Source organism: Ancylobacter rudongensis (assembly GCF_900100155.1).
GTDB classification, from domain to species: Bacteria; Pseudomonadota; Alphaproteobacteria; order Rhizobiales; family Xanthobacteraceae; genus Ancylobacter; species Ancylobacter rudongensis.
On sequence record NZ_FMTP01000001.1, the window covers coordinates 951,921 to 972,647 of the forward strand.

A 20,727-nucleotide genomic window follows, 5' to 3' on the forward strand; every position below is an offset into this window, starting at 1 on the left:
GGACGCAGGCGCGGGCGACGGCGCAGGGCACCGGCGGACGCGCGAACGCACCACCGGGACACCCCGCCCAGGGACGATTATGTTGCTACGGCAGGTCTCCTGGCTCGCGGGTCGACGCCTCTCGTCCGGCCTTCCCGAAGCGCGAGGCCTCAGTGACACGGTATGGACGACAGGCTCGCCGCTAACAGTTGCGGGGGCAGCGCCGGCCTTGCCTCCCAAGGCTCACCGGCTTCCCTCTTAGCCCTTGAGCCGAACGACTCAGAGGACCGTAGCATCTACATATAGGCCGTCAGCTGCGCCAGACGTCAAGATGTGGATGAAGCTGTCCTCAGCCGCATGACCACGCGTGACGCATAGCGACGTGCGGCCTCGCGCTCACACCGCCCCGCCGGTCAACAGGCCCTGCATGGAGCGGGCGATGTCGGCGGGCACATAGGGCTTGGCGACGAACAGGCTGCCGGGTGGAAGGTCGGCCGTTGCAGCGATCCGGTTGCCTGAGGTCACGATGATCCGCACCGGCGGCCAGCGCTCGCGCACCGCCGCCGAGAGCTTGAGCCCGTCCATGCTGCCCGGCATGTCGATATCGGTGAACAGCAGCCGGATTTCCGGCACGGCTTCGAGGATTTTCAGCGCCTGATCGGCGCTCGCCGCCTCATGCACCTCGAATCCGTTTTCGGCGAGATAGTCGGCGATGTCGAAGCGCACAAGCGCCTCGTCTTCCACCACCAGCACTGCAATTGGCATACTCAAGACCTCGGCGCCGGCGCACGGCTCACGGCCGCAACGAGAGGCAACGCCGCATGCCGCAGAACGATCCCGCCTTTTCTCCGAACCCCATTTTTGTGGCGCCGCCCCTGCCCTCTGGCCCGTTGTCGCCATTCGCCGCCGGAAATCGCGCGCGCGGCTTGTCGGCCATGGCGTGATGGCGCTATGTAGGGGCCGACGATGTCGCGTCCCGCCGGGCCGCACTTCCCCTCGCTGCGTCTTGCTTCCGTGAGATGCAGCCGTGTCGGTTCCAACGAACCGCCCAACCAGCAGCCGTGCTGCATGTGATCGGACAAGAATTGCAGGTCCTCGTTCGCGACAACAATGTCGAACAAGCCATGAGGGTTTTGAAGAAGAAGATGCAGCGCGAAGGCATCTTCCGCGAGATGAAGGCGCGCCGCGCTTACGAGAAGCCGTCTGAGCGGCGCAATCGTGAAGACGCCGAGGCCATCCGCCGGACCAAGAAGGCCGCCCGCAAGCAGGCCATTCGCGACGGGCTCATCGCCGCGCCGAAAAAGAAGCCGTTGGTCGGTCGCGGCCTGCCGCGTCCCGGCGCCCCTGGCGCCCCCAGCGCACCGGCCGCCGAATAAAATAAATCTTGCAGGGGTTGTGAGAACACCACATCCTCTGTACGATAAGGCATCGATCTTGGACGTTGAACTTTGTTTTGCGCACACTTGCGCCGTAGCGAACTTCCTCTCAAATCGATGTCAACCTGATGCTCGCATGCGTGCGTGCACTCAAATCACTATGTCGACTGAAAGGATTTAGTCATGGCTACGGGTACTGTGAAGTGGTTTAATGGCCAGAAGGGCTTTGGTTTCATTCAGCCGGACAATGGCGGGCCGGACGTGTTCGTTCACATCTCTGCGGTTGAGCGCGCGGGCCTGATGGGCCTGAACGAAGGCCAGAAGGTGTCCTACGAGCTCGAGACCGATCGCCGCAGCGGCAAGAGCTCGGCCGGCAGCCTCAAGGCTGCGTGACGACATTGCTTCCGGTCGTTGACCACGGATGTACTGGCAACGGTCGTTGAGGCAGTAGTGGGAAGGCCGGGGAAACCCGGCCTTTTTTTTGCGTTTACGAAGGGAAGTTCAGCATGCCCAAACGAGCGCAGGAGACTCCCTTCAAGCCGAAGATGTCTCAGTCGGAGAGCAAGGCCGATTCGGTTTCCCGGATCGCCATGTCGATGATCGAGCATGAATCGGTGGCCCGCGAAGCCAAGATCGCCCGCCTGCGGGAGGCGCGGCTGGCCAAGGAGGCGGCCGAGCGCAGCCTCGCCGCCGCAGCGGCGCCCAAGCCGACCCGTCGAACCGTCAAGCGTTAATCTCCCGCGAAAGTTGCCATGCCTGCTGCCCTGAACGACCCGATGACCGTTAAGCTCAAGACACTGCGAAACCGGCTTCTTGCCGAGCAGCGCGATCTGATTTCCATCGCCGCCGAGATCAACTCCCTGCCCTCCGACAAGACGATCCAGAAGATCGCCAATCTTGAGGTTGCCATCGGCGCCGTCGAATCGATGCTCGACGAGGCCGCCGGCGAACGGCCTGCGAACTAGCCGGCGGTCGGCTCAACTGGGCTTTGCCAGCAGCCCCTGCGCCAGGCAGCGAAACGCCTCGATCGCCTTTGGGAGAGCCTGCGCCGGCGACGGGCTCGCGGCGGTCCACAGAGCCGCGTTCAGCGCCGCGCCGTTGATCAGCCAAGCCGCTGCCGCCGGGTCCAGTGGCTTCAGCACGCCCGCGGCGATCAGTTTTTCCACCGTGTGCCGAGTCGTCTCAAGGCAGGCATTCTGGCTCGGCCATTGCGCAGGATCGCCCAGCACGGCTGGCCCGTCGAGCAGCACGATTCGCTGCACCTCCGGCTCCAGCGCCATCTCGATATAGGCTGCCCCCTCGGCCAGCAGTCCTTCCCATAATGAGTCGGCGCGTGCGGCGATCGCTTGGGCGCGGGCCGCCATTTCGGCGTCGATCTGGTGCACGACGGCGGCCAGAAGCCCGCGCTTGTCGCCGAAATTGTGATAGAGCGCCCCGCGCGTCAGTCCGGCCGCCGCTGTCAGATCATCCATCGACGCGTCGGCATAGCCTTTTTCGGCAAAGGCTTTACGGGCGGCCGCCACCAGCTTGGCCCGCGTTGCCTCCATCTTTTCGGCCCGGCGTCCCCCAGCCATCTCGCGCTTTCTCCTGCCTGCCACCGGCGCTTCCAGTTGACATACGCCGCGTATACTAACACTTTCACATACGAGACGTATATCACATGCGGCCGACCGCGCGAGAGCCGCCGGCCGCCTCCGGAACCGAAAGGACGCACACATGCGCGACGCCGTTTTCCCCGCCGACAGGCACGCCCTTTATGAGGCCCATGGCTATTCCGCTGCCGTGCGCTCGGGAGACCTGCTGTTTGTTTCCGGACAGGTCGGCAGCCGCCCGGATGGCTCACCCGAGCCGGATTTCGGTCGTCAGGTCGCGCTGGCCTTCGCCAATCTGCGCGCGACGCTCACGGCGGCGGGCTGCACTTTCGACGACATCATCGACGTGACCAGCTTCCACACTGATCCGGAGCACCAGTTCGACACCGTGCTGGCGGCCAAGGCGCAGGCCTTTCCGGCGGCGCCCTACCCCGCATGGACCGCCATCGGGGTGAACTGGCTCGCCGGCTTCGATTTCGAGATCAAGGTGATCGCACGTCTGCCTTAAGCGGGTGCGGCGTCGCGGTGAACGGCGCGGCGCCGCTGAAAATCGCCTGGGAGGTGAAGCCGCGCGAAACGCTCGCCCAGATGCGGTGCGAAGTGCTGAATGGTCAACGCGGCGATGTGAATGTGCTGCGCTCGTTTCCCACCGTCATGTCCCCTGCCGGACGTCGTGCAATTTCAGGTTGGCCTGCTCTGGACGATAGCATTTCGTTGCGTTAGGTGTAGAGGCAATGGTGGCAACTTGAGCGCGATCCATGCCCCTTTCGCCCAGCTCGGAGGTCGTTCGCCGGCCTCATCCGCTCGAGGCAGCCATCGGCGATACGCAGGTGCTGCTGGATGTCGAGCAGGGTCTTTACTTCGGGCTGAACGCGGTCGCCATCAGCATTTGGCAACGTCTCGACCAGCCCATCCGGGTCAGCGATCTCTGCGGGTCGCTCAAGGCCGAATATGAGGGCGAGGAAGCGCGGATCGAGGCGGAGGTGTTCGCCTTTCTGGCGCAGCTTGAGGCCCAGAACCTCATCGACGTCAGCGGGTGACGGCGGCGGCTCACATGACCGACGGCCTCCTCTGCGGCTGGCGTGTCCGTTCCGCCATCGCCTTGCCCGAACTGCTGGAATGGCAGGGCGACGACCGGCCGCCAGACCTCACGGTCCGCCTCGGTGAGGTTGATGAGAGCCTGCCCCAAGGGCGGGCGATCAGCCCCTTCCTGCAGATTGACAGCACCGGCGCCGGCCTGTTGCAGGTGCCGATGGTCGGGCGGTTCCTTGTGCGCCAATCGGGCGACATCACCGTTGCGCCGCAGCCGGGGGCGAGCGACGCCGAAATCCGGCTGTTCCTGCTCGGCTCGGTGCTCGGCATGGTCTGCCATCAGCGCGGCCTGCTGCCGCTACATGCCTCCAGCGTCGTCATCGATGGTGGCGCCGTCGCCTTCTGCGGCCATTCGGGCATGGGCAAGTCCACCCTGGCTCTGCGCTTTGCGCGGCGCGGTCACGCGGTCGTCTCTGATGATGTCTGTGTCCTCGACAATGGTGCACCCGCGAGGGTGCGGCCCTCCTTTCCGCGGCTGAAACTCTGGCGCGATGCGATCGAGGATGCGGCGCTCTCACCCGAAGGATTGGAGCGCAACCGGCGCGGCCAGGAGAAATTCCATTTCCTCGAACCGGAGGCGGGCGTGCGCGATCCCCTCCCCCTGCGCGCCATCTTCCTGCTCCGGCGGGCCAGTCTGGACGCGAAGGAAGGGATCGAGCGTCTGTCGGCGCCGCTCGACATTGTCGCCGCGCTGGAGGCCGAGACCTTTCGGCCGGAGATCGGGCGGGCGCTGGGGGCCGAGAGGTCGCTGTTTCAGGCGCGCGCCCTGCTCGCAAGTACGGTGCCGGTCTACCAGCTGCGGCGCCAGCCGGATGCGCCGCCCGAACGCTGGCTCGACGCCATCGTCGCAACCGTGCGGGAATGAGTGGCCTCCGCCTCATCGCCTCCTATCCCAAATCCGGCAACACCTGGTTGCGGGCTTTCCTGGCCAGCCATCTGCGTGGTGGCCAGCCGATCGATCTCAATGCCGATCTGGCACGGATCGGGACCCTCACCTCGCGGTCCCTGCAGGACCTCCATGCCGGCTTGGAACATGCGGACCTGATGCCGCCGGAGGTCGCCCTGCTTCGGCCCCTCACCAGTCGCCGCATCGCCCAAGAGCAGCCGGGCCTCTACAAGACGCACGATTCCAATCTCGTCCCGCCCGGCGCGGGCGAACCGGCGATTCCCGCCGATGCCATAGACCGCGCCGTCTACATCGTCCGCGACCCGCGCGACGTGGCGATCTCGGCGGCGCATCATTTCGGCTGGTCGCTGGCGGTCAGCGTCGACCGGATGGCCGATGCGTCCTTCCGCCTGGGTCACTCATCGACCCGGCTCAACGTCAATGTCGAGCAGTGGGTCTCGTCCTGGAGCGCCCATGTGGAGAGCTGGCTCGACGCGGGCGATCTGCACCTTCTGCCGCTGCGCTATGAGGACCTGCTGGCTGACCCGCTGGAGGGTTTCACCCAGCTCTGCCGGTTCCTGGAGTTGGACGACACGCGGCCGGCGGTCGGCCGCAGCCTGGAGGCCTGCAGCTTCAGCGCGCTCGCCGGCCAGGAGACCCGCACCGGATTCCGCGAGCGTTACCATGCCTCCACCGCGCCGTTTTTCCGCGCGGGGGGCGCCGGCGGGTGGCGCACGGCGCTGGCGCCTGAGCTGGCGGAGCGTCTGGTGGCAGAGCAGGGCCGGGTCATGGCGCGCCTCGGCTATCGCTGACGCTTCCTCACGCGGCGCAGGCTACCCGTTGCCGCCCTCGACCCGGCGGATGAACCGGCCGGCGGTGAGGGCGCGGCTGAATGTGCAGAGATAATCGTAGGTTGCCCGCTCTCCAGCGTCCTCGGCGCCGGGCCAGGCATCGAGGAGTTGGTCCATGCGGTCGAGATCGAGGCATTCGCTGGCGAAGGGGCTGTTGCGCAGCCGCGCCACTTCCGCCCGCAGGCCTGGGAGTGCCGCCTGGAAGCCGACCCGCCAGTCGGCCGCCTGCAGCCCCTTGCGCCGTTCGTCGAGAACCATGTCCGGCAGCAGGCCGCGCATGGTGCGGCGAATGAGCGAGCGCGGCACGCCGCCGCGCGCAAACTGCTCGTCTGGAATGGAGAGGCAAAGCTCGATCACCCGCCGGTCGCTGGTGGGGTCGCGCACATCAATGCCGAACAGACGGCGCGTCGACATGACGGTGTGGCCGCGATGGTCGGTGCGGTCGAGCACGGCGAGGCGCAGGGCGCGGCTGTCGCCTCGTGCGAGGTTGCCGAGTTTGCAGGCCATGTCCATGGCACGCCCCTCCATGCCGGAGCGGTGAAGAAACGCGGGATGGATGGCGGAATAATCGAAAAGCCCCGGCGTCCCGCGCCCGACCGCGGCCCGCAGGCTGCGGCTGAAACGCGTCGGCAGCAGACTATCTGCCGCCTGCCCGGCAATGCCGAGCCAGGAGCGGCCACCACCGCGCCTGAGGTCGCGCACGGTTCGCAACGCGCCGAGCAGATCGCCACGTCGCAAGTGGCCCGCCAGTCGTTCGCCGCCATTATGGCTGATGGTCATATTACCCATCGCCCCCTGCAGAACGACATCGAGCCGCCGGCGCTTCGCCTCGCGGAAGATGCCGTTTATCCAGACGTTGTTGGAGGCGTTCAGCACCGGCCAGTCATTGCCCGCCTCGCGCAGATCCAGCGCGTCGAGCAGCGGCTCGGCGTCGTTGTCGATGCGCACATGCGTGATGTTTGGATAAAGCGTCGCCACCTCGGCGGCATAGGGCCATTCATCGGTAAAGCGGTTGCGGATGGCCGGTTGCGGATGGCGTGGAGCGGCGGTGAAGGCGGTCAGTTCCCGTCCCTGCGACGCCAGTTGCCGTGCGGCCAGCGCCGTGACGCTCGAACTGTCGAGCCCACCGGAGAGATTGCTGCCGATACGCTCGCCCGGGCCAATCCGGGCACGTACCGCTTCGTCAAGCGCCTCGCGCAACGCCTCTTCATAGTCTTCGTCGCAGGGCAGGTGGATCACCGGCAGCTCCTCCGGCCGCCACCAGCGCTCCAGCGTGGCCTCGCCCGCCACCCAGCGCACGACATGGCCGGGTGGCACCCGGTTGACCCCGCGAAAGAAGGTGCGCAGTGGCTCGCGCGGCAGCATGCAGAGCCAGGCCGCCATCTGGTCGCGGTCGATCTCGCGCGGCACGTCGGGGCAGGCGAACAGGCCACGCTGCTCGGTGGCGAACAGCAGGCGTCCGCGATCGGTCCAGAAGAACAGCGTGCGCAGGGCGCCGGGATCGGTGGCGAGGTAGAAGGTGCGCGCGTCCCTGTCCCAGATCGCGCAGGCATAGTCGCCGATGAGATGGGTGAAGCAGTCCCTGCCCCATCGATGATAGGCCGCGAGCAGGAGCGCGCCCGTATCGGTGGCCGCGGCGAGGCCGAGGCGGTTCAGGAGGGCGTCGCGGTTGTCCAGGCGGCCGTCGAAGCCGAGGATCGCCCGGCTGTCTTGCGCGGCAATCGCGTCCTCGCAGGCGGCGAGAGCACACTCTGTTGCGATCGTCGCAGAAGGGCCGCGCGCCGACCGCCTGAGGGCGGCGAGGCTACGATCGGCCGTTCCGGGCGCCAGATTCAGCCCGCCGCAAAATCCCATGAATGGAGCCTTGTGGCCGCCGGCGCCGCCCTTCAGGGCCACAACCGACGGCGCTGTCTCACGCCGCGCGCGAAATGGTCGATGCGCCGGGAACCCCGCCGAACGACGGTCATCATCACCTCCGGGTCGAGCCCCTAGGAGGTAACGGTCTCCTCCCCCGTGCCGGCTTCACTCACCTGCGCGCCGGCCATGGGCGCCACCTCGATCACCGGCGTCTCCCAGACGGGCTTCCCGACCGGCACTTTCCGAACGGCACCGGCATCGATGCCATCGCTCGCTTCGCTTCCCATTGCCGCTTACCTACTTGCTTCAGCTTCAACCCAAGGATGAAGCGGATCGTGCCGTGCCCCCGTGCGCGCGTCAAAGGGTTTTGCGCCGCAGAGTTGAGCAAATGAGCGAAATTTGGCACCCAAGCACCTATTTACAATTAAAGAGAGCAGCGCTAGCGTTTGACACAACTTAAGCGAGCACCCCTTGTAGCGGGGCGCCGCTTTTCAGTGGGGGCATGGAAGGATGGTAGAAGCGTATCTGGGTGAGGTTCGTTTTTTTGCTTTCAAGAAGGTGCCACGGGGTTGGGTGCGGGCGGAAGGTCAGGAACTCCTCATCAATAGTAATCAGGCGCTCTTCGCCTTGATCGGAGACGTCTATGGGGGCGATGGCAAGGTAACGTTCAAGCTGCCTGACCTGCGCGGCAGGGTTCCCCTCGGATTGGGCAGGGCGCTGTCCGGGAAAGAATACGAGCCGGGCAAAATGGGGGGCGACGAATCCGTTGTGCTCACCGCCCAAACCATGCCGGCACACCAGCATTACCTCGCCGCTTCCACCGACGTGGGCAAGTCGGCAAAGGCCACGGGTGCCACCATTGCTGCCGTCGATAATGATGGCATGACGCCGCCGAACGATCGTCTGCTTTATACCACGTCCTTCAACACAGCAGATCTGGTGAGCCTGAACCAAGCCTCGTTGTCGTCTACCGGCGGCGGCGCGTCTCACCCGAACATGCAGCCCTTCGCGGTCGGCAGCTATTGCATCTGTACCAACGGCGTTTGGCCCGATAGGTGGTGAGGAAGAAATCATGGAAAATTATTTTGGAGAGATTCGACTCTTCGCCGGCGATTACGCTCCGGACGGATGGCTGCTGTGCGACGGTCGCGTCTTAAGGATATCGGAATATGAAATACTCTTCAGCCTGATCGGCACCCTGTGGGGCGGGGACGGTAATCAGACCTTCAAGCTTCCGGATCTGAGGGGCCGGGTGGTCATCGGCAGCGGCACGGGTGTCGGCCTCGCCCCCCGCTCCATCGGCGAGGCGGGCGGCGAGGAAACGGTCAGGCTGTACGCGCACGCAATGCCTGGGCACACGCACGCGCTGAAGGTGTCCCAGGGGCCGGCGACAACCAACGTGCCCACCAACGCGGTCTTTGCGGCCACCCGTTCACCGACAGCACCGACTGGCAGGGAGGGCTTGGCCTATTGCAAGCAAGTTAATGACGACCGAACGCTCGCGGCCGAAACAATCACGTCAGTGGGCGGTGACCAACCCCATTTCAACGTTATGCCCAGCCTCGCGCTCAATTACATCATCGCGACGAGTGGCACCTATCCTTCGGAGTGAGGACGCCTCATGGAACCCTTTATCGGTGAAATCCGTCTCTTTGCCGGGACATATGCCCCCAAGGGCTGGGCAGAATGCGGGGGGCAAGAATTGACGGTGCGTGAGCACCCCACCCTTTTCTCCATTATTGGCAAAAAATATGGCGGTGACGGGCGGACGACCTTCGCTCTGCCGGATCTTCGCGGCTGCGCCGCCGTGGGCGCGGGCCAAGGCCCTGGCCTCTCCGCTTGGCCAGTTGGGTGGCGCGGAGGAGATGAAGACGTGACACTCGGCTTGCCGAACCTACCCTTACACACCCATAGCGTCGCGACCTACGCCAGCAACGCCGAGACGGATCTTGCCGAGGCCGGCGGCGACACGCTCTTTCTGTCGCGCTACAAGGTGAAAGGGCTCCCCAATCTCGCGGAGAACTTCCGGTCACCGAGCATAGGGGGGGATACCGTAAACGTGTACATGGCGGCCCAGAGCATCGGCGAAACCGGCGGCAGCCAGCCGCATGAAAACATGCAGCCCTACCTGACAATGCGCTACTGCATCGCCTTGGAAGGGGTCTATCCTCCGAAGCCATGAGACCTGCCGAGCGGCGCCCGATGCCAGACGACGTGTTCCGCATCGCCGGTGAGGAGGGGCTCACGCGCCACGGCCTCTCCCTCCGCCTTGAGACCCCCGAGGACGCGCCCTTCCTCGCCGCGCTGTTCGCCAGCGTGCGTGGGCCTGAATTCGAGGGCAATGGCTGGCCGGACGCGGTCCGGTCCGCTTTTCTGGCCGACCAGTTCCGCTTTCAGGTCGCCCATTACGCACGCTTCTACGCCGATGCGGACTTCCTGATCGTCCAGCGGCAGGGCTTCCCGATCGGCCGGCTCTATCTCCATCGCGGCCCGGGCGACCACCGCATTGTCGACATCAGCCTGCTGCCGGAGCTGCGCAACCAAGGCATTGGCGGCGCGTTGCTCGACATGGCCTGCGCCGAGGCCAGCCGCCTCGGACGGGTCGTCTCGCTCCATGTCGAGAAGAACAATCCCGCCCAGCGGCTCTATCGGCGTAAGGGGTTCACGCCGGCCGGCGAGAATGGCCCCTATTGGCTGATGATCCGCGCCCCGGCGCAGGATATGCCGGCCGAAGCCAAAGGCTAGGCCGGCGCCTGAGCCGACCTTTCCCCGGCAGGTTCTGGAACGATGCCCGCGCCTGCTCTATAGGGGGCGCCTGTGCCCTTCCCTAAAGGCATCTCGCGCGGAACCTTTTGATGATCGACCTGTTCGCCCTTTTCTCCGGTTTCGCCATTCTGTGCGTGTCCGCCCTCATCGCCTTCACGTTGCGACGGCTGGTGCCGGCGGTGCTTGTCATCACCGCCCTCGCGGTGGTGGCCGCTATGGCGGCGGTCGATTTCGGCCTGTTCGCGGAGCTGACGCCGCTGCTCGTCATCTATGGCAATGGCGCGCTGATGGGAGGCATAGGCGGGGCGCTCTACGCCCGCAAGCTTGCCGAGGCGCGCGAGGGATAGGCTCGGCCCCTCGCCCTTCGGTGGCGGCAACGCCGGCGGTTGTACCGTCGCTTTCCTGGCTGGGGTCCCGCGCCGCCCTGGTGACTGCAGTCCTCATTGCTGCCGCTCGGAGCCGGCCCTCATTATCGCGGCCCATAGTCGGAGCGCGCGCGATGGTCGGCCCTACATCCCTCATGGCGGTCCCCGCGCTGGCGCAGGGTTATCGCGCCGGCACCTTCACGCCGCTTGATGTCTGCCGTCAGGCGCTGGAGAGGCTGCGCGCGTGGGAACCGAGGCTCAACGCCTTCATCGATCCGATGCCGGATGAGGTGATGCGCCAGGCGGAGGAGGCAACACGCGAACTCGCCGCGGGTGAGGACAAGGGCCCGCTGCACGGCATTCCTGTCGCCATCAAGGACATCATCGACGTCGCGGGGATCGCGACCACCTATGCCACGAAAGCCGTCGCCCCAGTACCTGCCGCACGCGATGCCTCCTGCGTGCGCCAGCTCCGGCAGGCCGGCGCGATCCTCTTCGGCAAGACCAACCTGCTGGAATTCGCCTACGGCATCGCCCATCCCGCGTTCGGCCAAACCAACAACCCGTGCGACCCCTCCCGTACCGCCGGAGGTTCGAGCGGTGGATCGGCGGCGGCGGTCGCGGCGGGCATCGTGCCGCTAGCGCTGGGCACGGATACGGGCGGCTCGGTGCGCGCGCCGGCGGCCTATTGCGGGATCGTCGGACTCAAGCCCAGCTATGGCCTGCTGGCACTGGACGGCGTTTACCCCCTGTCGCCGAGCCTTGACCATCTCGGCATACTGGGCCGTAGCGCGGAGGACGTGGCACTCGCACTCGCCGCTCTGTCCCCATCGCCGTCCGGGGGAGCCGTGCCGCAGCGCCCGCGTCTCGGCTTGGTGCGCAACCAGTGGGAGCACCCGGCGGTCCAACCTGAGGTGCACGCCGCCATCGAGGCGGCGGCGGACCGTCTGCGCGAGGCCGGGGTGGAGATCGCCGAGATCGACCTTGCCGCACCGGAAGCGATGGCGGCGACCCTGCTCGACATCCTGCTGCCGGAGGCGGCGCGGGTGCATGCGGACATGTTTGATCGCGCGCAAGCCGGCTACGCGCCCGGCACCGCCGCGCAGATCCGCGCCGGCTTAAGCCTGCCGGCCGCGCGCTATCGCGCGGCGAAGGAACAGCAGCAACGGTGGACGGCGGAACTGGACGGCATCTTCGCGCAGGTCGATGCCCTCATCGCCCCGACCGTGCCGTTCGTCGCCCCGGATACCGACCCGGCGCTGAGCGCGGAGGGCGACGATGAGATCCTCACCCTCACCCACGCCAATCTCACCGGCGCGCCGAGCGTGTCGGTGCCCTGCCGGACCGAAGGCCGCCTGCCCGTCGGCCTGCAGTTCACCGGGCCGCGCGGGGGCGATTCCTCGCTGCTGGCTTTGGTGCGCCAACTGGCACCGCTGCTGTAACGTGGCTACGCCACGGCCACATGCAGCCGGGCGGCCGCGCGGATATCGGCCACAAGCTGTTCGACGCGCTGGGGCTCGGCATCCCAGGCGAACATGAAGCGCGCGCCACCGCCGATGAAGGTGTAGAAGCGCCAGCCGCGCGCGCGCAATTCCGCCAGCACTGGCTCCGGCGCCCGGATGAACACCGAGTTCGCCTCGACGGGGAACAGCAGTTCGACGCCCTCGATCGCGCCGACCGCCTCGGCAAGGCGCGCCGCGCAGGCATTGCCGTGTTCGGCGTTGCGCAGCCAGGCGCCGGTCTGCAGCAGGCCGATCCAGGGCGCGGAGAGGAAGCGCATCTTGGAGGCGAGCTGCCCTGCCTGCTTGCAGCGATAGTCGAAATCGGCGGCCAGCGTGCGGTCGAAGAAGATCACCGCCTCGCCGACCGCCATGCCGTTTTTGGTGCCGCCGAAGCACAGTACATCTACTCCGGCCTGCCATGTCATCTCGGCCGGCGCGCAGCCGAGGCTGGCGCAGGCGTGGGCGAAGCGCGCCCCGTCCATGTGCAGCTTCAGTTCCAGCTCGCGGCAGAGCGCGGCGATCGCCCGGATCTCGTCCAGGCTGTAGACCAACCCGGTCTCGGTCGGCTGGGTAATGGTTACCACGCGCGCCTTGGGGAAGTGGATGTCCGAGCGGCTGGTGGCAAGCGCGCGGATCATTTCCGGCGTCAGCTTGGAGGTGCCGGGCGGCGCGACCAGCAGCTTCGAGCCGTTGGAGAAGAACTCCGGCGCGCCGCATTCATCCGTTTCGACATGAGCCGAGGCGGCGCAGATCACGCTGTGAAACGACTGGCAGAGGGAGGCCAGTGCCAGCGAGTTGGCCGCCGTTCCATTGAAGACGAAGAACACGTCGCAATCGATCGCGAAGAGCTGGCGGAAGGCATCGGCCGCCTCGCTGGTCCATTCGTCCTCGCCATAGGCGACGCAGGAGCCGTCATTGGCGCGGGCCATGGCCGACCAGGCCTCCGGGCAGATGCCGGCATAATTGTCGCTGGCGAATTGCTGCGGTGACGGCGCCATGTCCTGTCCCTCCCCTTCACTCGTTTTGCCAAGCGCGGCGCGTGCGCTCATCCCGCCAGATCGCCGACGACACGAACCCGCACGCGCAGCGGATCGCCGGGAATGTACGACATCGGCGTGTCCTCGATATCGAGCACGCCGAGCGAGTCCGCCTCGGCGCCCGCCGCGATCGCGTGCGCGCGGGCGGCCGCCAGCGTCTCGGCGATCGCCGGCTCGCGCGCCACGCCGTAGAAGATGCGCTCGCACTCGCCGCTGACCTGCGACATCGCCGCGCCCACCGCATTGGCGACGCCGGCATGCTCGACCTTGACGACAGTAGAGACGCCGGGAAGGCGGTCCGGCACCAGAAAGGCACCGCCGCCCACCGCGATGACAGGCAGGTCGCCGGCGCTGGTCTTCATCCGGTCTACCAGCTCGGCGAGCCGGCGGGCGATCCAGCCGCGCGCCGCATCGGTGAGGGCGACGGGGACGTCCGCCAGCCGGCCGGCCTCGCCGAGCTCGATCAGCCCGAGCCGGACCCCGACATCGGTCAGGGTGAGCGTGTCGCCGCCGGTCACGCGAGCCTTCTCCAGCAGCCGGAAGCCGACGCTGTCGGGACCAATGGCGAAGGGCGCGTCGCGCACGATGGTGCCGCCGCCGAGCGCGACCGCTACCACGTCGGGCATGCGGAAGAAGGTGCGCACGCCGCCAATATCGACCTGGGTATTGGCCTGGCGCGGGAAGCCGGCGCGCAGCATGCCCGCATCGGTGGTGGTGCCGCCGACATCGAGCACGATCGCGTCGGCGAGCCCGGAGAGAAGATGGGCGCCGCGCATGCTGTTGGTCGGGCCGGAGGCGAAGCAGAGCACGGGAAAGCGCTCGGCCTCCTCGGCACGCATCACGGTGCCATCGTTCTGCGTGAGATAGAGCGGGCCTTCGAGCCCGGATTCCGCGATGGCCTGCCGGAACGCCGCCACCGTCTGCCGCGCCAGCCCGTGCAGGGCGCTGTTGAGGATGGTGGCGTTCTCGCGTTCGATCAGCCCGATGCGGCCGAGATGGCTGGAGAGGGTGACGGTCACATCGGGCGCGACCTCGGCGAGGATGGCAGCCGCCTCGGTCTCGCAATCGGCGATGAGCGGCGAGAACACGGCGGTGATCGCGGCGGCGGTCACGCCGCTGTCGCGGATCGCCTCCGCCGCCCGGCGCATGCCCTCGCGATCGAAGGCGGTGATGGGCCGACCGTCGAATTCATGGCCGCCCTCCAGCAGGAAGATCGGCCCGGCCACGGCGCGGTGCAGGTCTTCCGGCCAGTCGGCCAGCGGCGGGATCGAGGAGGCTGAAGGCAGGCCGATGCGGATGACGGCGACGCGCGACAGGCCGCGCCGTTCGATCACCGCATTGGTGAAGTGTGTGGTGCCGACCATCACGGCCCGCACATCCGGCAGCGCGCCCTGCGCGCCGCCGAGCACATGCGCCAGGGCGTTCTTCACCCCCGTTGTCACATCCGCCGTGGTCGGGGTCTTGATCGACCGCAGGATCGTGCTGCCGTCGAGCAGCACCGCGTCCGTATTGGTGCCGCCCACATCAATGCCGATGCGCTTCATCGGGCGAGTTCCTCGAACGGGCGGTAGTCGAAATCATAGCCGAAGGCGCGCGGGCCCACGACCGCCAGCCCCTCCGGGCTGCGCATGATCGGGTCGGCGGCGAGGACGACCACCGCGACGCGCTGGCCATAGCGGATCACCTCGGCCCCGATGGCCTCGGCCGTCTCCTCGTCGAGCACGGTAATGAGATCGGGCACGCTGGCGACCAGCGCGCCGTCGCATCGGGCGACGGAGAACTCGTTCTGGAAGTCGATCAGCATTTCCGTTCCGTGATGGGAGCCGCCGCCGGCGAGCCGCACCGTGCCGCGCACGAAGCCGCCTTCGGTCCGGCGCGAGACGTCCTCCACCTTGCCGGTGAAGCCGAGCCGGGCATGCGCGCCGTCGACAATCGCGGCCACCGGATCGCCGCCGGCCGCCCGGGCGGCCTGGATCGCGCGTCCAATGGCGATGGCGCGCGAGACCGAGCGCAGAATGGCGTGCGCCTTCACCTCGGCGCCGGAACGCGGCGCGGTGCAGGTGCCGGCGATCGAGCCGAGTTCCACCACGATGCGCCGGCCGATCCGCTCCACCCGCGTGGCACTCTCGGCGCGCGCGATCAGCACCTCATTGTCTCGGATGTCGGCGATGGCGAAGGGCGCGACCTCCAGCCCGCGAATGGCGAAGCTCGCCATCTGCGCTTCCGGAAAGGCGCGGCCCATCGTGTCAGCGTCCACCACCGGCAGGCCGAGTTCCATCCCCACCAGCATGGCGAAAAAGGCGTTCTCGCCGCCGATCTCGATCGACATGATGGCATCGAAAGGGGCGCCGGTATGCGCCTCCATCCGCCGCACGGCGCGGCAGATCGACTGCGGTTCCGGCAGCCGCTCCTTGGTCACCAGCGGCGCGCCCATGATGCACACCACCGCAACGCGGCCATCATCGGCCAATTCGTCGGGATCGACGAGGCGGATACGCCGGCCGCGCCGGTAGTCGGCCTGGGCGCACATGAGTTCGAGATGGGGATGGTTGCCCCCGCCCGTCCCGAGCACGCCCGCGCCGATGGCGAGCGCCTCCAGTTCGTCATAGTCGAGTTCACGCATGGAAGATGTGCCCTTGAAGGGGATCAGGCATCGACCAGCCAGACGGACTGGCTCGGCCATGAAAAGACGGCGTTGGCGCCCCGTTCGGGTGCCGGTAGCGCGGCGCTCTGATGCGCGGTGAGGCGCCGCCCGTCCGGCAGGCGGCCGACGATCTGCTGGTTCGCGCCGGAGAACATGATCTCCTCGACCCGCGCCTCGACGCGCCCATCATGGCTCTCGGGAGCGGCGGCACCGACGGCGATGGTCTCCGGCCGAACCACCAGCGCCACGGCCGCGCCGGCCGCCCGGCCGCCGCGCTGCGCCGGTGTGAGGAAGAGAGCGAGCGGCAGCCCCTGCGCCTCGACCCGGCCATCCGCGCCGAGCCGCGCCTCCAGCAGGTTGGCATTGCCGACAAAATCCGCGACGAAGCGCGTCGCCGGCCGGCGGTACAGGTTCTCCGGCGTGTCGAACTGCTCCAGCGCGCCGCCATTCATCACCGCGATGCGGTCGGAGAGCGTCAGCGCCTCGTCCTGGTCATGGGTGACAGCGACGAAGGTGAGGCCGAGGTCGCGATGAATGGTCTTCAGCTCAGCCTGCATCTGCCGGCGCAGCTTGAGGTCGAGCGCACCGAGCGGCTCGTCGAGGAGGAGGACGGCCGGGCGCACGATCAGCGCCCGCCCGAGCGCCACGCGCTGCGCCTGCCCGCCGGACATCTGGCTCACCCGTCGGTCGCCGAAGCCGCTGAGGTTGACGAGTTCGAGCATGGCCTCGACCCGTCGCTCGATCTCCGCCTTCGCCACCTTGCGCATGCGCAGCCCGAAGGCGAGATTCTGCGCCACCGTCCGGTGCGGGAACAGAGCGTAGTCCTGAAAGACCATCGCCGTGTCGCGCTCATAGGGCGCGGCGCCCACCACGGACACGCCGTCGATCAGCACATCGCCGGAACTCGGCGTAACGAAGCCGGAAATCATGCGCAGCAGGGTGGACTTGCCGCAGCCGGACGGGCCGAGAATGGTGACGAAGGCACCACGCGGTATCTCCATTGAGACCTCGCGCACGGCGGTGGACGCGCCATAGACCTTGCTGACGGCCCGCAGTTCCACGGCGTTGGGGGAAAGCTCAGTCATCGGTCACGGCTCACTTTCGCGCCGGCTCTGGCCGAGGATCCATATCTGGGCGGAGACGCTGACGGCGAGCGTCACCAGGATCACCACGGCGGAGAGCGCGTAGATCTTGGGGGAGATGACCTGCCGCAGCGAGGTCCAGATGGCGATGGGCAGGGTCTCGGTGAAGCCGGCCAGGAACCACGCGACGACGAACTCGCCAAAGGCGTCGGTGAAGGCCAGCAGCAGCACAGCGATGAGCGCCGGCGCGATCAGCGGCAATATGATCTCGCGGAAGGTGACGAACTCGTTGGCCCCGAGATTCATCGCCGCCTCGATATAGCTGCGCCGGAAGCCGAGGAAACGCGAATAGAGCATCAGCGTCGCATAGCTCGACGTCATCGTGGTGTGCGCGAGCACGATGGCCGGCTGGCCAACGAGATCGGGCGCGGCGCGGAAGAGGACGACCAGGCCGAGGCCGAGCACCAGCTGCGGCAGCACCACCGGCCCCAGCACGAGGCAGAGCACCAGCGACTTCATCCGCACCGGCCGCCAGGCCAGAACCATGGCGGCGGGCATGGCGAGCGCGGTGGAGAGCACCGCCGCCAGCAGCGCAAGCCGGATGCTGGTGAGCAGCGAACCGACCAGCCGCGCATCCCCGAGGCTGGCGGCGAACCAATCGGTGGTGAAGCCTTCGAGCGGCAGGCCGGGGATCGACTTCGCGTCGAAGGCGAACAGAACGATCACCACGATCGGCAGGTAGAGAAAGGCGTACAGCACCACCGAATAGGTCGGCAGCGCCCAGCCGAAGGAGAGGCGGTTCATCATGCCGCCTCCCCGCTGGCGCGCCGGATCCATTTCATCGACAGTGCCAGCGACGCGAAGACGAGAACCAGCAGCACCACCGCCATCGCCGCGCCGCTCGGCCAGTCCAGCCGGCGCTGGAACTCGTCCTGGATCACCTGCGAGAACATCAGCTGCTTGCCGCCGCCGAGCAGGGCCGGTGTCACGAACTCGCCGAGCCCGAAGACGAAGCAGAACACGGCGCCGACCACCAGGCCCGGCGCCGACAGCGGCAGGATCACCTCGAAGAAGGTGCGCGCCGGGCTGGCATTGAGGTCCATCGCCGCGTCGATCCAGCTGTCGTGAATGTTGCTGATGGCGGCGTAGAGCGGCAGCACATAGAGCGGCAGATAGGCGTAGATCAGCCCGATCGCCGTCGAGACCGGGGAATAGAGCAGGAAGCTGAGCGGCTCGTCGGTGAGCCCGAGCGCCATGATCATCTGGTTGATCACGCCGCGCTCGCCAAGCAGCAACCGCCAGGCGGCCACGCGCATGACGATGCTGACCCAGAACGGCGCGATGACCGCCACCAGCAGCAGCCCGCGCCACCGGCCGGCCTTCTTGGCGATGAAATAGGCGACGGGATAGGCGAGCACGGCGCAGACGACGGTGACAAAGGCCGCCGTCTCTGCCGAGAGCAGCAGCGCCCGCCAGATCGCCGGCCGGGCGAGGATCGCGGCGTAATTGTTGAAGGTGAAATCGGGAATCAGCCGGTAGTTCTCGCGGCGCCAGACGCTGAGTCCGACGATCAGCGCCACCGGGACGACGAAGAAGACGATCTGCCACAGCACCAGCGGCAGCAGGCCGGCGGTCGGCAGCAGCGCCGTGAGCGAGGTCCGCCGCCGCGGGGAGCCGGGCATGGCCATCACGCGAAATCGTATTCGGGGCGGGCGAAGGCCGGGGTGGGATAGGAGAGCTTGGACGGCTTCAGGCCGGTCGCCACCATCGCGCGGGCGAGATGCAGCGCCACCTTGCCGGGGTCGATCACCGGAATCGACACGCCGAAATGGCGGTGCAGCGCCTCTTCCACCACCTGCGCCATGTCGAAGCCGGTGCCGGTGCAGCCCATGACGAAGGCCTCCGCGCCGTCGCGCTCCACCGCGTCGATGCTCTCGGCGATGATATGGGCGAGGCAGCTTTCGTCCAGCGCCAGGACGCTGGCGCCGGCCGCCCGCACCGAGGCGAGGCTGCGCTCCAGCCCGTAGCGCGCGACGACCCGGCGGATGAGCGGGAACAGCGGCTTCTCGGTGATGAACACGGTGAAGCGGTTGGAGAGCATCGCCGCCATGTGCAGCGCGGCCTCCCCTTCGCCGACGATGGGGATCGAGACAAGCTCCCGCGCGCCCGACAGGCCCGGATCGGTGAAGCAGGCGATGGTGCAGGCGTCCACGCCGTCCGCCTCGGCCTCGCGGGCAAGCCGCATCACTTCAGGCGCGGCGAGCGCCGAATCGAACTCCGCCTCGATCGAGTTGGTGCCGCGCCCCAGCGGCACGGCTGAAATCTCGACGCCCTCGCCGGCGAAGGAGCGGTACTCGGCCTCGGCCTTGCCCACCAGTTCCTGGGAATCCAGCACCGGCACGATCACACGTATATGCATCGACCCGCGCCTCAGCCCATCTTGAAGGTTTGCCAGGCGTCCGCCCAGGCGTTTTCGTCGACCGGCGCCAGGCTCATCTGGCAGTTGGCGACCCATTCCTCCATCTTGTCGAGGCCGAGCGCCTTGACCTGCTCAGGCGTGAGCAGGTCCTTCACCTTGGCGTTGGTGACGGCGAACTTGTCGGCGCCCCAGGCCATCTGCTTCATCGCCTTGGCGCTGGTCATGTAGTCGAGATAGGCCATGGCCGAGGCGAGATGCTCGGTGCCGCGCACGATCTGCAGCGTCTCCATCCACATGGCGCCGCCCTGCTTGGGGATGGACAGCTCGACATCGGCACCGGCAAGGCGGGCCGTGGTCCGGACATTGTCGCTGGAAGAGCCCCAGACCATCCACGCCTCGCGGTTGATGAGGTCGGATTTCACCGTGCCCATGTCGGCCTGCAGCGCGCGCATGTTCGGCCGGAACGCGATCATCTTGTCGAGAATCTTCTGCAGCGCCTCGCCGGTGGCGTCCTCCGGCTTCTCCTGGCCGATCCACTTGCCGGTCATCCAGAGATAGAGCTCCGGCCAGTCGATGATCTCGACCCGTCCCTTCAGCGCGGGGTCCCAGGCGAGCGCGGCGTCGGATGCGGCGGCGGCGGAGATCTTGTCCGGCCAGTAGACGAAGCCGTTCACCCCGAAGCGGGTCGGGATGCTGTAGACCTTGCCGTCATAGATCGTCTCGGGACGGTTGCGGAAGGCGGGCAGCGTCTCGTCGAGCGAGGGTAGCTTGGCGGTGTCGATCGGCAGAGTGAGGCCGGCGGCGGCGAATTTTGAGGTCCACACCGCGTCCGGGTTGATGACGTCGAATTTGGTGGTGCCGGCCTGGACGAGGCTGAGCTGCGCGCCGTTGCTCTCGGCTTCCTTGATGTTCAGCTCGACGCCGGTGAGTTCGGTGAAGCCGCGCATCAGATCCGGGTCGTTATACCCGGCCCAGGCGAGCACGTTGAGGGGGCCGGTGAGCTTGGCCTCGCCGGCATAGGCGGGCCTGGCAAAATCGACCTGCGCCGCGATGGTCGCGAACATGGCGGCCTGCGCGCCGAGGCGCAGCACGTCGCGGCGGCTGGGCGAAAGGTGGGTGAGCAGGCGAGACCCGGACATGCGACCATTCCCTCTTGGAGCGGCGGATGACTACCATCGCAGCTCATCGGCGATGTATAAGGCGGGGGCTATCGGTTCTTCCATAGTGACCACAGTCACCGCCCGCCGCGCCGCTGCCCCGGCGTGCGGCCTTGGCACGG

Annotated in this window: 26 protein-coding genes and 1 riboswitch; of the genes, 14 read left to right on the forward strand and 12 right to left on the reverse strand. The window is 67.3% G+C overall.

Annotation, left to right across the window (positions count from 1 at the left end):
* Positions 1–72: 72 nt before the first annotated feature.
* Positions 73–286, reverse strand: a riboswitch (cobalamin riboswitch).
* 89 nt (positions 287–375) lie between these two features.
* Positions 376–744 (reverse strand): response regulator, encoded by a 369-nt coding sequence (locus tag BLO63_RS04330; RefSeq protein WP_091436993.1) that lies wholly within the window; start codon positions 742–744, stop codon positions 376–378.
* Between the two features lie 320 nt (positions 745–1,064).
* Here BLO63_RS04330 and rpsU point away from each other — a divergent pair, with 320 nt between their 5' ends.
* The 4 genes from rpsU (at position 1,065) to BLO63_RS04350 (ending at position 2,320) form a co-directional block, all read left to right on the forward strand.
* On the forward strand, positions 1,065–1,355 hold the full coding sequence (gene rpsU, locus BLO63_RS04335) for a 30S ribosomal protein S21 (protein WP_162841764.1): 291 nt from the start codon (positions 1,065–1,067) through the stop codon (positions 1,353–1,355).
* A 183-nt stretch (positions 1,356–1,538) separates the two neighbouring features.
* Positions 1,539–1,748 (forward strand): cold-shock protein, encoded by a 210-nt coding sequence (locus tag BLO63_RS04340; RefSeq protein WP_018390742.1) that lies wholly within the window; start codon positions 1,539–1,541, stop codon positions 1,746–1,748.
* A gap of 113 nt (positions 1,749–1,861) precedes the next feature.
* Entirely contained in the window at positions 1,862–2,089 is a 228-nt protein-coding gene (locus tag BLO63_RS04345; protein WP_091436996.1) for a hypothetical protein, read from the forward strand.
* Positions 2,090–2,107: 18 nt separating this feature from the next.
* Positions 2,108–2,320, forward strand: coding sequence for a hypothetical protein (locus BLO63_RS04350; RefSeq protein WP_244517600.1), 213 nt, complete (start codon positions 2,108–2,110; stop codon positions 2,318–2,320).
* A gap of 12 nt (positions 2,321–2,332) precedes the next feature.
* Here BLO63_RS04350 and BLO63_RS04355 read toward each other — a convergent pair whose 3' ends face one another.
* The gene (locus BLO63_RS04355) at positions 2,333–2,929 is read right to left on the reverse strand and encodes a TetR/AcrR family transcriptional regulator (RefSeq protein ID WP_091437000.1); all 597 of its coding nucleotides are present in this window, start codon (positions 2,927–2,929) and stop codon (positions 2,333–2,335) included.
* Positions 2,930–3,071: 142 nt separating this feature from the next.
* On the opposite strand from BLO63_RS04355, the gene BLO63_RS04360 reads away from it, so the two are divergent.
* The 4 genes from BLO63_RS04360 to BLO63_RS04375 all read left to right on the forward strand — a co-directional run bounded on the left by BLO63_RS04360 (position 3,072) and on the right by BLO63_RS04375 (position 5,737).
* A complete protein-coding gene (locus tag BLO63_RS04360) occupies positions 3,072–3,455 on the forward strand; it encodes a RidA family protein (RefSeq protein ID WP_091437002.1) in 384 nt (127 codons plus the stop codon).
* Positions 3,456–3,705: 250 nt separating this feature from the next.
* Positions 3,706–3,987 (forward strand): PqqD family protein, encoded by a 282-nt coding sequence (locus tag BLO63_RS04365; protein WP_091437004.1) that lies wholly within the window; start codon positions 3,706–3,708, stop codon positions 3,985–3,987.
* A gap of 62 nt (positions 3,988–4,049) precedes the next feature.
* Positions 4,050–4,904 (forward strand): hypothetical protein, encoded by an 855-nt coding sequence (locus BLO63_RS04370; RefSeq protein WP_244517602.1) that lies wholly within the window; start codon positions 4,050–4,052, stop codon positions 4,902–4,904.
* On the forward strand, positions 4,901–5,737 hold the full coding sequence (locus tag BLO63_RS04375) for a sulfotransferase domain-containing protein (RefSeq protein WP_091437008.1): 837 nt from the start codon (positions 4,901–4,903) through the stop codon (positions 5,735–5,737). The genes BLO63_RS04370 and BLO63_RS04375 overlap by 4 nt, the downstream gene beginning before the upstream one ends.
* Positions 5,738–5,758: 21 nt before the next feature.
* On the opposite strand, the gene BLO63_RS04380 is transcribed toward BLO63_RS04375, so the two are convergent.
* The gene (locus BLO63_RS04380; protein WP_091437275.1) at positions 5,759–7,630 is read right to left on the reverse strand and encodes an asparagine synthetase B family protein; all 1,872 of its coding nucleotides are present in this window, start codon (positions 7,628–7,630) and stop codon (positions 5,759–5,761) included.
* A gap of 134 nt (positions 7,631–7,764) precedes the next feature.
* Complete coding sequence (locus tag BLO63_RS21055) at positions 7,765–7,920, reverse strand: hypothetical protein (RefSeq protein WP_162841755.1); 156 nt, start codon at positions 7,918–7,920, stop codon at positions 7,765–7,767.
* Positions 7,921–8,143: 223 nt separating this feature from the next.
* Here BLO63_RS21055 and BLO63_RS04385 point away from each other — a divergent pair, with 223 nt between their 5' ends.
* The 6 genes from BLO63_RS04385 to BLO63_RS04410 all read left to right on the forward strand — a co-directional run bounded on the left by BLO63_RS04385 (position 8,144) and on the right by BLO63_RS04410 (position 12,206).
* The gene (locus BLO63_RS04385) at positions 8,144–8,695 is read left to right on the forward strand and encodes a phage tail protein (protein WP_091437010.1); all 552 of its coding nucleotides are present in this window, start codon (positions 8,144–8,146) and stop codon (positions 8,693–8,695) included.
* A gap of 10 nt (positions 8,696–8,705) precedes the next feature.
* Positions 8,706–9,245 (forward strand): phage tail protein, encoded by a 540-nt coding sequence (locus BLO63_RS04390; protein ID WP_091437012.1) that lies wholly within the window; start codon positions 8,706–8,708, stop codon positions 9,243–9,245.
* 9 nt (positions 9,246–9,254) lie between these two features.
* Positions 9,255–9,815 carry a phage tail protein gene (locus BLO63_RS04395; protein ID WP_091437013.1) on the forward strand — a complete coding sequence of 187 codons (561 nt, stop codon included), beginning with the start codon at positions 9,255–9,257 and terminating at the stop codon, positions 9,813–9,815.
* Between the two features lie 20 nt (positions 9,816–9,835).
* Positions 9,836–10,378, forward strand: coding sequence for a GNAT family N-acetyltransferase (locus BLO63_RS04400; RefSeq protein WP_091437015.1), 543 nt, complete (start codon positions 9,836–9,838; stop codon positions 10,376–10,378).
* Between the two features lie 110 nt (positions 10,379–10,488).
* Positions 10,489–10,746 (forward strand): hypothetical protein, encoded by a 258-nt coding sequence (locus BLO63_RS04405; RefSeq protein WP_091437016.1) that lies wholly within the window; start codon positions 10,489–10,491, stop codon positions 10,744–10,746.
* 173 nt (positions 10,747–10,919) lie between these two features.
* Positions 10,920–12,206, forward strand: coding sequence for an amidase (locus BLO63_RS04410; protein WP_162841756.1), 1,287 nt, complete (start codon positions 10,920–10,922; stop codon positions 12,204–12,206).
* A 5-nt stretch (positions 12,207–12,211) separates the two neighbouring features.
* Here the strand turns inward: BLO63_RS04410 and BLO63_RS04415 are convergent, their stop codons facing one another.
* Genes BLO63_RS04415 through BLO63_RS04450 form a run of 8 tightly spaced genes read right to left on the reverse strand, consistent with a single transcriptional unit; the run spans position 12,212 to position 20,587 of the window.
* A complete protein-coding gene (locus BLO63_RS04415) occupies positions 12,212–13,264 on the reverse strand; it encodes a threonine aldolase family protein (RefSeq protein WP_091437020.1) in 1,053 nt (350 codons plus the stop codon).
* A 47-nt stretch (positions 13,265–13,311) separates the two neighbouring features.
* Complete coding sequence (locus BLO63_RS04420) at positions 13,312–14,847, reverse strand: hydantoinase/oxoprolinase N-terminal domain-containing protein (RefSeq protein ID WP_091437022.1); 1,536 nt, start codon at positions 14,845–14,847, stop codon at positions 13,312–13,314.
* Positions 14,844–15,926, reverse strand: coding sequence for an S-methyl thiohydantoin desulfurase family protein (locus BLO63_RS04425; protein WP_205409247.1), 1,083 nt, complete (start codon positions 15,924–15,926; stop codon positions 14,844–14,846). Before BLO63_RS04425 ends, BLO63_RS04420 begins: the two co-directional genes overlap by 4 nt.
* Before the next feature lie 23 nt (positions 15,927–15,949).
* Entirely contained in the window at positions 15,950–17,032 is a 1,083-nt protein-coding gene (locus BLO63_RS04430) for an ABC transporter ATP-binding protein (RefSeq protein ID WP_091437025.1), read from the reverse strand.
* A 3-nt stretch (positions 17,033–17,035) separates the two neighbouring features.
* Positions 17,036–17,836, reverse strand: a complete 801-nt coding sequence (locus tag BLO63_RS04435; protein WP_205409248.1) for an ABC transporter permease — start codon at positions 17,834–17,836, stop codon at positions 17,036–17,038.
* Positions 17,833–18,711 carry an ABC transporter permease gene (locus BLO63_RS04440; RefSeq protein WP_162841758.1) on the reverse strand — a complete coding sequence of 293 codons (879 nt, stop codon included), beginning with the start codon at positions 18,709–18,711 and terminating at the stop codon, positions 17,833–17,835. Before BLO63_RS04440 ends, BLO63_RS04435 begins: the two co-directional genes overlap by 4 nt.
* A gap of 5 nt (positions 18,712–18,716) precedes the next feature.
* A complete protein-coding gene (locus tag BLO63_RS04445; protein WP_162841759.1) occupies positions 18,717–19,448 on the reverse strand; it encodes an aspartate/glutamate racemase family protein in 732 nt (243 codons plus the stop codon).
* An 11-nt stretch (positions 19,449–19,459) separates the two neighbouring features.
* Positions 19,460–20,587, reverse strand: coding sequence for an ABC transporter substrate-binding protein (locus tag BLO63_RS04450; RefSeq protein WP_091437032.1), 1,128 nt, complete (start codon positions 20,585–20,587; stop codon positions 19,460–19,462).
* Between the last annotated feature and the right edge of the window lie 140 nt (positions 20,588–20,727).